At 64.3% G+C, this 12,900-nt stretch carries 9 protein-coding genes; 2 read left to right on the top strand and 7 right to left on the bottom strand.

Features of this window, described 5'->3' with window-relative positions:
- Positions 1-182 precede the first annotated feature (182 nt).
- The 6 genes from I8J32_RS05780 to I8J32_RS05755 form a co-directional block, all read right to left on the bottom strand.
- Positions 183-500 (bottom strand): hypothetical protein, encoded by a 318-nt coding sequence (locus I8J32_RS05780; protein WP_200616257.1) that lies wholly within the window; start codon positions 498-500, stop codon positions 183-185.
- A gap of 443 nt (positions 501-943) precedes the next feature.
- Positions 944-1,426, bottom strand: a complete 483-nt coding sequence (locus tag I8J32_RS05775; protein ID WP_200616259.1) for a hypothetical protein — start codon at positions 1,424-1,426, stop codon at positions 944-946.
- A gap of 787 nt (positions 1,427-2,213) precedes the next feature.
- Positions 2,214-2,657 carry an Imm50 family immunity protein gene (locus tag I8J32_RS05770; protein ID WP_200616260.1) on the bottom strand — a complete coding sequence of 148 codons (444 nt, stop codon included), beginning with the start codon at positions 2,655-2,657 and terminating at the stop codon, positions 2,214-2,216.
- 57 nt (positions 2,658-2,714) lie between these two features.
- Positions 2,715-3,143 carry a DUF4265 domain-containing protein gene (locus tag I8J32_RS18065; protein WP_200616261.1) on the bottom strand — a complete coding sequence of 143 codons (429 nt, stop codon included), beginning with the start codon at positions 3,141-3,143 and terminating at the stop codon, positions 2,715-2,717.
- Between the two features lie 2,185 nt (positions 3,144-5,328).
- Positions 5,329-5,640 (bottom strand): hypothetical protein, encoded by a 312-nt coding sequence (locus I8J32_RS05760; RefSeq protein ID WP_200616256.1) that lies wholly within the window; start codon positions 5,638-5,640, stop codon positions 5,329-5,331.
- A 413-nt stretch (positions 5,641-6,053) separates the two neighbouring features.
- A complete protein-coding gene (locus tag I8J32_RS05755) occupies positions 6,054-6,335 on the bottom strand; it encodes a hypothetical protein (protein ID WP_200614505.1) in 282 nt (93 codons plus the stop codon).
- A gap of 1,956 nt (positions 6,336-8,291) precedes the next feature.
- Here I8J32_RS05755 and I8J32_RS05750 point away from each other — a divergent pair.
- Positions 8,292-9,314: an integron integrase gene (locus tag I8J32_RS05750; protein WP_200614507.1), complete on the top strand. Its 1,023-nt coding sequence runs from the start codon at positions 8,292-8,294 to the stop codon at positions 9,312-9,314.
- A 709-nt stretch (positions 9,315-10,023) separates the two neighbouring features.
- Positions 10,024-10,494: a hypothetical protein gene (locus I8J32_RS05745; RefSeq protein ID WP_245156431.1), complete on the top strand. Its 471-nt coding sequence runs from the start codon at positions 10,024-10,026 to the stop codon at positions 10,492-10,494.
- 147 nt (positions 10,495-10,641) lie between these two features.
- On the opposite strand, the gene glmS is transcribed toward I8J32_RS05745, so the two are convergent.
- On the bottom strand, positions 10,642-12,477 hold the full coding sequence (glmS, locus tag I8J32_RS05740) for a glutamine--fructose-6-phosphate transaminase (isomerizing) (RefSeq protein ID WP_200614508.1): 1,836 nt from the start codon (positions 12,475-12,477) through the stop codon (positions 10,642-10,644).
- Positions 12,478-12,900 lie beyond the last annotated feature (423 nt).

Below are 12,900 nucleotides of genomic sequence, written 5' to 3'. Positions count from 1 at the left end.
CGGGAGAGTGCTTCCGAAGAAGAGGCTCCGGAGCCAGCGCCCGAGTAGTGCGTGGCGCACTCAACCTGCGACGCCGGTATCCGAGGAGAGGCGGCGACGGAAATCGTGGCGCTGCCGCCTAACGCCTGAATTAAGCCGAGCCGCGAAGCGGCTTCGGCTTGAATGAATTGTTAGGGCCCACGCTAGCGCACCTGTGCGAGCAATAGAAGCCAAGGTGCGGCGAGCAGGCCCAAGGACGCTGCAAACAGAAGCGGCCCCGCTGTTGGTTGCCCTGGATGATTGCGCCGCCAGCGGACTGAAAGAACCACACCAACTGCAAGTAGCATGATGGAGAGCGGATAAGTGACCGCGCCGAGGTAAAAGATTGCGACGCCGTCTCCCCACTGCTCCTCGCCGGAAGGGCGGAACACGAACATGTACCAACAGATGAAGCCGACGAGCAGCCCGCTGGGAAGCAAAGACGCGCCGAGCACAATGTTGGACCAGTTGCAGTTACGCATCCAAGTGGGGCCTAACGCCTGAATTAAGCCGACGCCACGAAGTGGCGTTCGGCTTGAATGAATTGTTAGGCCTCGCCCGGGACTCCACTGCAAAGACCTTGCGACAAATCATGGCCTCCCTGGCCAACTTCCGCCACGCCACTGCGACAAGTACTTGACTGCCTGAGCTTCGGATATCTCGTCTTCCTCAGGATCGAAGTCGCCCCTAAGCCAATAATCTACCAAGGGACGGACCTCTCCTTCTTCAGAAGACCAGCTGCCGTCGTACTTCGCCCGCATAAGCAAGCCATCGCAGAAGGCATTTCCAGGAAGAGTGGACCGAAACACCTCCCGAGGCACACCTGTCGCGTAGTCGAAGATGAAGTAGAAGTGCGTAGTCAAGCTTGTGGGCCTAACGCCTGAATTAAGCCGAGCCGCGAAGCGGCTTCGGCTTGAATGAATTGTTAGGTTGCGTACGCCGCAACCGGAACTTGACGTTTGTAATGACGAACGACAGCGGCAACTAGAACCAGCGGGACCACGTTAACCCTAAGGAGGGTACTAGCAAATTGATCCCCAAAAGATAGGGCGAATACTCCACCGACTTGGAAGTCAAGGGGGAAGCCAAAGCTAATCGTGCCGTCTGAGGACAGCCCGAACTCCGGGCCAAGGACAAACACCAAACCTAGGCCCAAGGTGTACGCAATCGACGCTACAGCGAAAGCCGGAACCTGGACAGCCTGAACTGCGAGAGAGAAAGGGAATGCCGCCCTTCTTTTGAGCCAGACGAGGACGCCAGCAATACAGGAGGCAACACTCATCAGAAGGAACACACTGATTAAAGCTGTGTAGTCGGGATTGGCGCGAAGCCACACCAATCCGATAATGAGCCCGCCGACACCACCCAAGATCTGATAGATCGAAAGAAACTTCTCGAAACGACTCATGGTGCTCCCCTAGCAACCTAACGCCTGAATTAAGCCGAGCCGCGAAGCGGCTTCGGCTTGAATGAATTGTTAGGGCGCACCCAGAGCTACTTAATGCGCCGAAGCGTGCCCAACTCGCTGCGAGCAGTGTCAGGATCCGTCATCGTGTAACGGAAGGTAGTGCCCTTGGCAATCCCGTCAACGTAAGTGACGAGGACATCATTGCCCTCCGTCCTATATGAAACCTTCTCGATCATTCCCATTGCCTCAGTCTCCCCGTTACGGAACGTCACCGTCATTGGGACTGCCCCAGACATATGCCAGGTGCCGGCGAGAGGGCCGGGGTTGCTGCCAGTGCACGCGGCAAGAATTGCGACGGCAGCTGCAATCACGACTGCACGAATAGTGTTCTTCACAAATCCCCCTGATGCTGGTGTGCGGCCTAACGCCTGAATTAAGCCGACGCCACGAAGTGGCGTTCGGCTTGAATGAATTGTTAGGCGGCGATGCCCCAGCAAAGGGGACGACCTGCCGCCCGCTGGGCTGCGATGCGCGGCCCGTGCCAAGGGTGCCACAGCGCCCTGCCCTGGCGCTTGCCCCGGAACCCGTGACGCGACATGGCACCGGAGATGGCTCCCCAATGATTACGCCGGGGCACCGAGGCCAGGAACCCGAGACCGGGAGAGTGCTTCCGAAGAAGAGGCTCCGGAGCCAGCGCCCGAGTAGTGCGTGGCGCACTCAACCTGCGACGCCGGTATCCGAGGAGAGGCGGCGACGGAAATCGTGGCGCTGCCGCCTAACGCCTGAATTAAGCCGAGCCGCGAAGCGGCTTCGGCTTGAATGAATTGTTAGGCGCGAGTGCGACACCCTTGGAGGAACAGGGTATGACGCTGGCGATCTCGGCCTCTGAGCAAACGATGGTGCCGTCCTGGTCCATATGCGAGCCAAAGTCGACCTGAAGAAGGCCGTCCGTGCTCTGGAAAGAGAGGCTATCCAAGCAGTCGCCGGAGTAGTCGCACGGCAGGGAGTTGCTCTCCACGCCACGCATGACAATTGTTACCAAGTGGTGCTTCTCCAGAACGTAGTAGCCAGCTGAATCCACTTGGTCGGTCATTGCGAAAAGATGGACAGTAACGGAGAAGGAGTCCCCGCTGCGGGAAGCCTCCATGACATTCGCATCGTGAAATGACGGCCAATAGCCCATCGCCTCAACGAGGCTCTTTCCGTTTCTGACCAACTGTGAACTATCCATCGCGCCTAACGCCTGAATTAAGCCGAGCCGCGAAGCGGCTTCGGCTTGAATGAATTGTTAGGCCTCTGGCCCGTAAATCTGCTCATAGGTTGGATCCGCGTACTCCCACTCAAGGCCAGACGCAATCAGTAGGTCCGCCGCCGTAGATAGCTCCACGTTTGCAGGGACGTCAATGCCGACAAAGGCAGGATTTGCGCCCTCGTACTTGCAGCCCAGCGCGACCACAGAGTCCAAGAGGCTCTGCGGCACTGCATTGTTAGAACGAACACGCAGAGTCCGGTAACCGGATTTGATTATTACCCGGTCAAAGTGCAGCTGTCCGTCCCGATCGACCGCCAAGACAATGTCCTGGTATGACACGCCGTATTGGTACCAAGGAGTGCTATCTAGCTTGTAGCGGCCATCCCCAAGATCGAACGCCCAGAGTGTCTCTACATCCCCTTGGTCGTCGGTGAATGCAACTTTGGTTAGAGGTGGAGCTGTCATCAGAGGCCTAACGCCTGAATTAAGCCGACGCCACGAAGTGGCGTTCGGCTTGAATGAATTGTTAGGCGGCGATGCCCCAGCAAAGGGGACGACCTGCCGCCCGCTGGGCTGCGATGCGCGGCCCGTGCCAAGGGTGCCACAGCGCCCTGCCCTGGCGCTTGCCCCGGAACCCGTGACGCGACATGGCACCGGAGATGGCTCCCCAATGATTACGCCGGGGCGCCGAGGCGAGGAACCCCAGACCAGGGAACGGTTTCCGAAGGAGAGGCACCGGAGCCAGCGCCCGACCAGTGCGTGGCGCACTCAACCTGCGACGCCAATGTCCGAGGAGAGGCTGCGACGGAGTTCGTGGCGCTGCCGCCTAACGCCTGAATTAAGCCGACGCCACGAAGTGGCGTTCGGCTTGAATGAATTGTTAGGCGGCGATGCCCCAGCAAAGGGGACGACCTGCCGCCCGCTGGGCTGCGATGCCGCGGCCCGTGCCAAGGGTGCCACAGCGCCCTGCCCTGGCGCTTGCCCCGGAACCCGTGACGCGACATGGCACCGGAGATGGCTCCCCAATGATTACGCCGGGGCACCGAGGCGAGGAACCCCAGACCGGGGAAAGGTTTCCGAAGGAGAGGCACCGGAGCCAGCGCCCGACCAGTGCGTGGCGCACTCAACCTGCGACGCCGGTATCCGAGGAGAGGCTGCGACGGAATTCGTGGCGCTGCCGCCTAACGCCTGAATTAAGCCGCAGCCCAATCGCGTAGCGATTGGGCTGTCGGCTTGAATGAATTGTTAGGCCGCAAGCCTAGCTGCCCCGGAAATGGAGAACAACGAAAAGACCAAGGCAGGCCAGAATGGCAAAGTCGACACTTAGTGCCCACCATTGCAGCTTTGGTCCAATTGCGGATCGATACTCACGACAACGCTGGAAAAGATGGAGCGGCACCGTTAGAAAGAGCCAAGGCACCGGAATCTGGGCGTGGACTAAGCGCGCTACCAACACGGCCTGGCAAGCAACGGCGTACGCGAGCAGCGCAAAGAATGGGAGCCACAAAGTTGACGAGTCTGTTGCCATTGCGGCCTAACGCCTGAATTAAGCCGACGCCACGAAGTGGCGTTCGGCTTGAATGAATTGTTAGGCGGCGATGCCCCAGCAAAGGGGACGACCTGCCGCCCGCTGGGCTGCGATGCGCGGCCCGTGCCAAGGGTGCCACAGCGCCCGGCCCTGGCGCTTGCCCCGGAACCCGTGACGCGACATGGCACCGGAGATGGCTCCCCGATGATTACGCCGGGGCACCGAGGCGAGGAAGCCCAGACCAGGGAAAGGTTTCCGAAGGAGAGGCACCGGAGCCAGCGCCCGAGCAGTGCGTGGCGCACTCAACCTGCGACGCGGGTATCCGAGGAGAGGCTGCGACGGAATTCGTGGGGCTGCCGCCTAACGCCTGAATTAAGCCGACGCCACGAAGTGGCGTTCGGCTTGAATGAATTGTTAGGCGGCGATGCCCCAGCAAAGGGGACGACCTGCCGCCCGCTGGGCTGCGATGCGCGGCCCGTGCCAAGGGTGCCACAGCGCCCTGCCCTAGCGCTTGCCCCGGAACCCGTGAAGCGACATGGCACCGGAGATGGCTCCCCAATGATTACGCCGGGGCACCGAGGCCAGGAACCCAAGGCCGGGAAAATGCTTCCGGAGAGCTGGCCCCGGAGCCAGCGGCCGAGCAGTGCGTGGCGCACTCAACCTGCGACGCCAGTATCCGAGGAGAGGCTGCGACGGAAATCGTGGCGCTGCCGCCTAACGCCTGAATTAAGCCGACGCCACGAAGTGGCGTTCGGCTTGAATGAATTGTTAGGCGGCGATGCCCCAGCAAAGGGGACGACCTGCCGCCCGCTGGGCTGCGATGCGCGGCCCGTGCCAAGGGTGCCACAGCGCACGGCCCTGGCGCTTGCCCCGGAACCCGTGACGCGACATTGCACCGGAGATGGCTCCCCAATGATTACGCCGGGGCACCGAGGCCAGGAACCCAAGACCGGGAAAATGCTTCCGAAGAGCTGGCTCCGGAGCCAGCGACCGAGCAGTGCGTGGCGCACTCAACCTGCGACGCCAGTATCCGAGGAGAGGCTGCGACGGAAATCGTGGCGCTGCCGCCTAACGCCTGAGTTAAGCCGCCGCCACGAAGTGGCGGTCGGCTTGAATGAACTGTTAGGTGGCAGTAGCGAACCGCCACGTGATCCAAGCAAAGGATACCGACGTTGCGAGAACTGTTGCCAGCAAGAGGAACCAGCGGGGTGTTCGCTGAAGCAGATAGCGAAACGGCCATAACCCAATTGCCAAAGCAATCGCAAGAACAATTGGTGTAGCGATGAGCCCCCACTCCCCTCTGCGATCATTTGGAAAGTCCGTAATTCCAAAGGTCGAGGCGAAGCCGCTCAACCCAGCACCCAATGCGTAGCTTCCAGCAAAGAGCAGAAGCCAGGCAATGAATGATTTAGCTGGGTGACGATGCTCTTTCATGCTGCCTAACGCCTGAATTAAGCCGACGCCACGAAGTGGCGTTCGGCTTGAATGAATTGTTAGGCGGCGATGCCCCAGCAAAGGGGACGACCTGCCGCCACGCGAGCTGCGATGCGCGGCCCGTGCCAAGGGTGCCACAGCGCCCTGCCCTGGCGCTTGCCCCGGAACCCGTGACGCGACATGGCACCGGAGATGGCTCCCCAATGATTACGTCGGGGCACCGAGGCGAGGAACCCCAGGCCCGGGAAAGGTTTCCGAAGGAGAGGCACCGGAGCCAGCGCCCGACCAGTGCGTGGCGCACTCAACCTGCGACGCCGGTATCCGAGGAGAGGCTGCGACGGAATTCGTGGCGCTGCCGCCTAACGCCTGAGTTAAGCCGCCACCACGAAGTGGTGGTCGGCTTGAATGAACTGTTAGGCCTGCCTGGCCCGCCAGTAGATGCCTTGGGAGTTCGAAATTGCCAAGTAGCCCCACTTGGGGTGCCTCTCAACGGTTCCATCAAAAACGATCTCGACGGGCTCTTCGCCCTCTGCCGAATCATCCCCGCCATTGAACGTGAAAGCCATTCCCACGGCTTGCTCGGGCGTCAAGCCAATTCTCGCCAAGTCCTCGATAGAACCATTAGTCAACGCGTAGCCATTCTCAGTCATGCGCGCGTTCGGATCGAAGAACACTTCTGGAAGCGGCTGCTTCATGAGGCCTAACGCCTGAATTAAGCCGACGCCACGAAGTGGCGTTCGGCTTGAATGAATTGTTAGGCGGCGTTGCCCCAGCAAAGGGGACGACCTGCCGCCCGCTGGCTGCGATGCGCGGCCCGTGCCAAGGGTGCCACAGCGCCCTGCCCTAGCGCTTGCCCCGGAACCCGTGAAGCGACATGGCACCGGAGATGGCTCCCCAATGATTACGCCGGGGCACCGAGGCCAGGGACCCAAGACTGGGAGAGTGCTTCCGAAGAAGGGGCCCCGGAGCCAGCGGCCGAGCAGTGCGTGGCGCACTCGACCTGCGACGCCAGTACCCGAGGAGAGGCTGCGACGGAAGTCGTGGCGCTGCCGCCTAACGCCTGAATTAAGCCGAGCCGCGAAGCGGCTTCGGCTTGAATGAATTGTTAGGCGGCGATGCCCCAGCAAAGGGGACGACCTGCCGCCCGCTGGGCTGCGATGCGCGGCCCGTGCCAAGGGTGCCACAGCGCCCTGCCCTGGCGCTTGCCCCGGAACCCGTGAGGCGACATGGCACCGGAGATGGCTCCCCAATGATTACGCCGGGGCACCGAGGCCAGGAACCCAAGACCGGGAAAGTGCTTCCGAAGAAGAGGCCCCGGAGCCAGCGCCCGAGCAGTGCGTGGCGCACTCAACCTGCGACGCCGGTATCCGAGGAGAGGTTGCGACGGAAATCGTGGCGCTGCCGCCTAACGCCTGAATTAAGCCGACGCCACGAAGTGGCGTTCGGCTTGAATGAATTGTTAGGCGGCGATGCCCCAGCAAAGGGGACGACCTGCCGCCCGCTGAGCTGCGATGCGCGGCCCGCGCCAAGGGTGCCACAGCGCCCTGCCCCGGTGCTTGCCCCGGAACCCGTGACGCGCCATGGCACCGGAGATGGCTACCCAATGATTACGCCGGGGCACCGAGGCCAGGGAACCCAAGACCGGGAAAGTGCTTCCGAAGAAGAGGTCCCGGAGCCAGCGCCCGAGCAGTGCGTGGCGCACTCAACCTGCGACGCCAGCATCCGAGGAGAGGCTGCGACGGAAATCGTGGCGCTGTCGCCTAACGCCTGAATTAAGCCGAGCCGCGAAGCGGCTTCGGCTTGAATGAATTGTTAGGCCTACAGCCCAGACAGGTGTTCAATGAAGTGACCCTCTGCATCATAGCGATCTATCCAGTTGCCGCCCGACACCCGAACGCACTTGCCCGCGCGTAGTGGAGCAATCTGTCCGAAGACTCGAAGCTCATCCCTTGGCGCTGAGCGGACAGAGAAGTGGCATCTTTCGCCACTCTCTCCGCAGGTGCGGCTCGCCCTCTGGACTGACTCCTGCAGGATCTTTGACTCAACCTGGGTAAGCGTACTTGCAAGGGGCCTGGTGCCACAGGTGGCATCCGAGTCTGCAGAGCAGGCAGCCTGCAGGAGAACTAGGGCAATTAGCGACAGTCTTGCCATGTAGGCCTAACGCCTGAATTAAGCCGAGCCGCGAAGCGGCTTCGGCTTGAATGAACTGTTAGGGCCCATCTGATACCTCTTGGGACCGGCGCCTTTCATAGCAGAAGTTACAGATGAGTTGAATCTGCGTGCAGCCGGAGTTCGTATCGGTCCACTCGCCGTCGCGCATAAACACCTCATCGCAGTGCGCGCACCATGCGTCTGGCGAGGGATTGTCTGGAGTTTCTTCCCGGGAGTGCCAGACTTGAGCCGGGTTTTCGAACAGGTGGCGGCAGACCCAGGTCTCGTAACCTTCGCCGTCTCGCTCGCACTGCACCTTGTCACGGTCAATTGTCATGGGGCCTAACAATTATCTATGCCCCTAGAGGCCTTGCCTGGATTATAGGCGGTGTAACGCCGCACGCCGGGATGGATTCCCACCGTGGATCAAGCGTTTAGCTGATATCGGCGGCACCTTCCGCCGCGCAATCCTGCTGTTACAGGGTTGCTTGGGAGGGTGTATGGGTTACGCCGATGATCGAGCGGGGGCGCAGGGTCAGGTTCCGGAGGTTCGCAGGGATGGCGCTTCGCCGCCGCGTCTGCTCGACCAGGTGCGCGAGGCGGTGCGGGTACGGCACTTCAGCCGGCGGACTGAGCAGGCCTACGTGGGCTGGGTGCGACGGTTCGTGCTGGCCAACGGCAAGCGGCATCCGCGCGAGCTCGGGGCGGTGGAGGTCGAGCGCTTCCTTACCCGGCTCGCAACCGAGGAGAACGTGGCGCCGGGGACGCAGAACCAGGCGTTGGCGGCGTTGCTGTTCCTGTACCGGAAAGTGCTTGGGCTCGACCTGCCGTGGATGGAATCGGTGGTGCGCGCCAAGCGTCCGCGACGGATTCCAGTGGTGCTGTCGCGCGACGAGGTCACGCGCCTGCTCGCAGCAATGGACGGCAGCCTGGGGTTGATGGTGTCGCTGCTGTACGGCACCGGGATGCGGCTGATGGAATGCCTGCGCCTGCGCATCAAGGACGTGGATTTCGCGCGCCGTGAAATCTGCGTGCGCGACGGCAAGGGTGGAAAGGACCGGCGCGTGCCCTTGCCGCAGCGGCTGCATGAGGCGTTGGAGGCCGCGGTGGTGCGGGCGCGGCTGCGGCACGAAGCTGACCTGGCGGCGGGGCACGGGGAGGCGTGGCTGCCGCATGCGCTCGCGCGCAAGTACCCGAGCGCGGCGCGGGAGCCGGGCTGGCAGTACGTGTTCGCCTCACCGCATCTGTCCGTTGATCCGCGCTCCGGGCGGGTCGGACGGCACCACCTGGACGACAGCGTGCTGCAGCGGGCGATCAAGCAGGCGCGGACGCGGGCCGGCATCGTCAAGCCCGCCACCTGCCACACCCTGCGGCATTCCTTCGCCACCCACCTGCTGGAGGCGGGCCACGACATCCGCACCGTGCAGGAGCTGCTGGGTCACAAGGATGTCGCCACCACGCAGATCTACACCCACGTGCTCAATCGCGGCGCGGGCGGGGTGCTCAGTCCGCTCGATCGGTGATTCGGGCCGCTGGATGCGTTGGGGCGCCTGCTCAGCGGGTGGTCCGGCAACCGAATTTGGTTGCTGGCAGGACGCCGCGGTGTCCTCGGACTCGCCGCGGCGGCCCGACGTTGCGCCGTCGCGGCCCGGCGACGCATGCCCGGGCGTGCTCGGGTGCGCCCCGTCGGTTCTCGCGAGCACCGGCCGGCGTCCTCGACAGGACAGCGCCGGTCCGCGGCCGCGCCCCGGCGGTGCTCGGCAGCATCCACGCGCGTGCGCCGGTGCACCGATCTGGTGCACCGACGGGTGCAGCGGGTCCAACGCAGCACGCTGCGCCGTGCAGTGCAGGACGGCGGCGGCGACCGGGAGGACCGCTGTCGGTTCTCGCCCTACCCTCCCCGCGAGTGAAAGGACTCCGCCATTGGACGCGGCCTACAGGGTGGCGGCGCCCGGGAGTGCGGGCGACCGGCCCGTTCGGACTCAGGCGCGGGCGCGCGGCGTGACGGCGCGGGATCCAGTCCCCGTGCGGGGATGGCCGGGGCCATCGGGCCGCCGGCCGCGCCGGTCTGTCGCACCCAGGGGGTCTCGCATGAACGAAACTTTAACGATTCCTTTCCACGCCGTCCGTGTCAGGGGCGCCTTCCCGTCTGATCTGGATGCAGGCGCACTCGTGCCTGTGCCGGCCACGAAGGCCGGTCATGGATCGCAGTTCAATGGAGACAAGGAAGACATGAACCAGAATCTCGCATTCCAGCACCTGTCCGCCGACCAATGGGTCGCCGTCGACCAGGCCATCGCCGCCCTGCAAGACGCGCTGGTACCGGCGCTGGTGTCACTCACCGAGCGCCAGCGCCGCCGTGCGGTGAAGATGGGCGACGGCTCGCAGGCGTTCTGCCGCATCGCCTGCGACGTGGCGCGCAAGAACGCCGGGCTGCTGCCGCGCGACTTCGACCTCGAGGAGATGGCGCGCGACCTGGCGTCCCACGACGCACTGGCCGAGCGCTTCGTGGTGCTGAGCAACCTGATGGAGCGCGTGCGCGACACCGACCTGGCGCTGGGCAGCGACGCGATGGCTGCGTCGCTGGAGGCCTACGCGCACCTGAAGGTGGCCGGCAAGGCCGAGGGCGTGGACGGGCTGCGCAAGCTGCTGTCCCGACGCTTCCGGGGCCAGCGCAGGACGGAGGAGCCGGCGAAGGTGTAATCGTCGGGTGAGTTGGGATGAAGAAGAGGCCCCGCGGTGCGGGGCCTTTTTCTTTGGGTCTGTTTGGGGGGCGCGGCGATCGGTGGCCCCCATCCCAACCTTCCCCCGCGAAGCGGGGGAAGGGGCTGATCCGCGGAGCGGGGCTGATTACTCGACGGTTACCGACTTGGCGAGGTTGCGCGGCTTGTCGACGTCGGTGCCGCGGGCCAGGGCGGCGTGGTAGGCCAGCAGCTGCACGGGGATCGCGTGGACGATCGGCGACAGCACGCCGACGTGGCGGGGGGTGCGGATGACGTGGACCTGTTCGGACTCGCCGAAGTGGCTGTCGGCGTCGGTGAAGACGAACATCTCGCCGCCGCGCGCGCGCACTTCCTGGATGTTGGACTTCACCTTCTCCAGCAGGTTGTCGTTGGGGGCGATCACCACCACCGGCATCTGCGCGTCGACCAGGGCCAGCGGGCCGTGCTTGAGTTCGCCGGCCGGGTAGGCCTCGGCGTGGATGTAGGAGATTTCCTTCAGCTTGAGCGCGCCTTCCAGCGCGATCGGGTAGTGCACGCCGCGGCCCAGGAACAGCGCGTGCTGCTTGGGGGCGAAACGCTCCGACCAGGCGGTGATCTGCGGCTCCAGGTTGAGCGCGTGCTGCACGCTGCCGGGCAGCTGACGCAGGTCGTCCAGGTAGCGTGCGGCCTGCTCTTCGCTCAGCACGCCGCGCAGCTGGGCGAGCGTGCAGGTCAGGGTGAACAGCGCGACCAGCTGGGTGGTGAAGGCCTTGGTGGAGGCCACGCCGATCTCGGCGCCGGCGCGGGTGTAGTAGACCAGCCGGCTGGCGCGCGGGATGGCGCTTTCGGGCACGTTGCAGATCGACAGCGTCTTCTCGTGGCCCAGGTGCTTGGCGTACTTGAGCGCTTCCATCGTGTCCAGCGTTTCGCCGGACTGCGAGATGGTGACCACCAGCTGCTTCGGATTGGCCACCACGGTGCGGTAGCGGTACTCGCTGGCGATGTCGACCGCGCAGGGCAGCCCGGTGATCGACTCGATCCAGTAGCGCGCGACCATGCCGGCGTAATAGCTGGTGCCGCAGGCGATGATCTGCACCGCGTCGATGTCGGCCAGCACCTGGCGGGCGTCCTTGCCGAACAGTTCGGCGGTGAACGCGCCGTTGTCCATCACCGCCTCGATGGTGTCGGCGATGGCGCGCGGCTGTTCGTGGATTTCCTTCTGCATGAAGTGGCGGTAAGGGCCCAGCTCCAGCGAGGCCAGCGAGACGTCGGACACGTGCACGTCGCGCTCGACGAAATCGCCGCTGCCGTCGAACACGCGCACGCCCTCGCGGCTGACCTCGGCGGTGTCGCCCTCTTCCAGGAAGATCACCCGGCGCGTGGCCTGGATGATGGCCGAGACGTCGCTGGCGACGAAGTTCTCGCCCTCGCCCAGGCCCACCAGCAGCGGGCAGCCCATCCGCGCGCAGACCAGGCGGCCGGGTTCCTTGCGGCTGACCACGGCCAGCGCGTAGGCGCCGGTGAGCTCGCCGACGGTGCGCTGCAGCGCGCCGAGCAGGTCGTCGCCGTCCTGCTTGAGGTGGTGGTGGATCAGGTGCGCGATGACCTCGGTGTCGGTCTGCGATTCGAACTCGTAGCCCAGCCGGCGCAGGCGCTCGCGCTGTTCCTCGTGGTTCTCGATGATGCCGTTGTGGACCAGCGCCACGCCGTGGCTGACGTGCGGGTGGGCGTTGGCCTCGGTGACCCCGCCGTGGGTGGCCCATCGGGTGTGGCCGATGCCCAGGTGGGCGGTGAACTGCTCGGACTTCGCGGCCGCTTCCATCTCGGCCACCCGGCCGGTCCGGCGCACGCGGCGGACCTCGCGGCCGTCGTCGACGACGGCCAGCCCGGCCGAATCGTAGCCGCGGTATTCCAGGCGCTTGAGGCCTTCGATCAGGAGGGGAACCACATCGCGATTAGCGATCGCGCCGACGATGCCGCACATGGAGGTTCATTCCGCTGAGGGGATACGTCAGTTTAACGCGGCGGGGTGGGGGTTCCGGTCGGGGGGTGGACTGCAGTGTCGCGGGGCCGGGGGGAAAAGCGGGGGGCGCTGGTGGTGGGGGGCTGCTGGTCATCCCGGCCCCCTGCTCGCCATGCCCGCTCCGCTGCTCGTCATCCCCGCGAAGGCGGGGATCCATGGACGTTGCTTACGTCGGCCTCAGAGCCCGTCATCCCCGCGAACGCGGGGATCCAGCGACTTCCGCTCCTGCTCGTCATCCCCGCGAAGGCGGGGCTTTCAACAGCGAAGCTGGTCATCCATGGACGTTGCTTGCGTCGGCTTCAAGAGCTCGCGATCCCCGCCCCCTGCTCGTCATCCCCGCGCACGCGGGGATCCAGGGACTTCCGCTCCTGCTCGTCATCCCCG

Source organism: Lysobacter solisilvae (assembly GCF_016613535.2).
Taxonomy (GTDB): domain Bacteria; phylum Pseudomonadota; class Gammaproteobacteria; order Xanthomonadales; family Xanthomonadaceae; genus Agrilutibacter; species Agrilutibacter solisilvae.
This window is presented reverse-complemented; position numbering and strand designations above follow the sequence as displayed.

Coding starts and splice junctions, on each gene's coding strand:
- I8J32_RS05780 (WP_200616257.1), bottom strand. CDS start 500: ATGCGTAACTGCAACTGGTCCAACATTGTGCTCGGCGCGTCTTTGCTT.
- I8J32_RS05775 (WP_200616259.1), bottom strand. CDS start 1,426: ATGAGTCGTTTCGAGAAGTTTCTTTCGATCTATCAGATCTTGGGTGGT.
- I8J32_RS05770 (WP_200616260.1), bottom strand. CDS start 2,657: ATGGATAGTTCACAGTTGGTCAGAAACGGAAAGAGCCTCGTTGAGGCG.
- I8J32_RS18065 (WP_200616261.1), bottom strand. CDS start 3,143: ATGACAGCTCCACCTCTAACCAAAGTTGCATTCACCGACGACCAAGGG.
- I8J32_RS05760 (WP_200616256.1), bottom strand. CDS start 5,640: ATGAAAGAGCATCGTCACCCAGCTAAATCATTCATTGCCTGGCTTCTG.
- I8J32_RS05755 (WP_200614505.1), bottom strand. CDS start 6,335: ATGAAGCAGCCGCTTCCAGAAGTGTTCTTCGATCCGAACGCGCGCATG.
- I8J32_RS05750 (WP_200614507.1), top strand. CDS start 8,292: ATGGGTTACGCCGATGATCGAGCGGGGGCGCAGGGTCAGGTTCCGGAG.
- I8J32_RS05745 (WP_245156431.1), top strand. CDS start 10,024: ATGAACCAGAATCTCGCATTCCAGCACCTGTCCGCCGACCAATGGGTC.
- glmS (WP_200614508.1), bottom strand. CDS start 12,477: ATGTGCGGCATCGTCGGCGCGATCGCTAATCGCGATGTGGTTCCCCTC.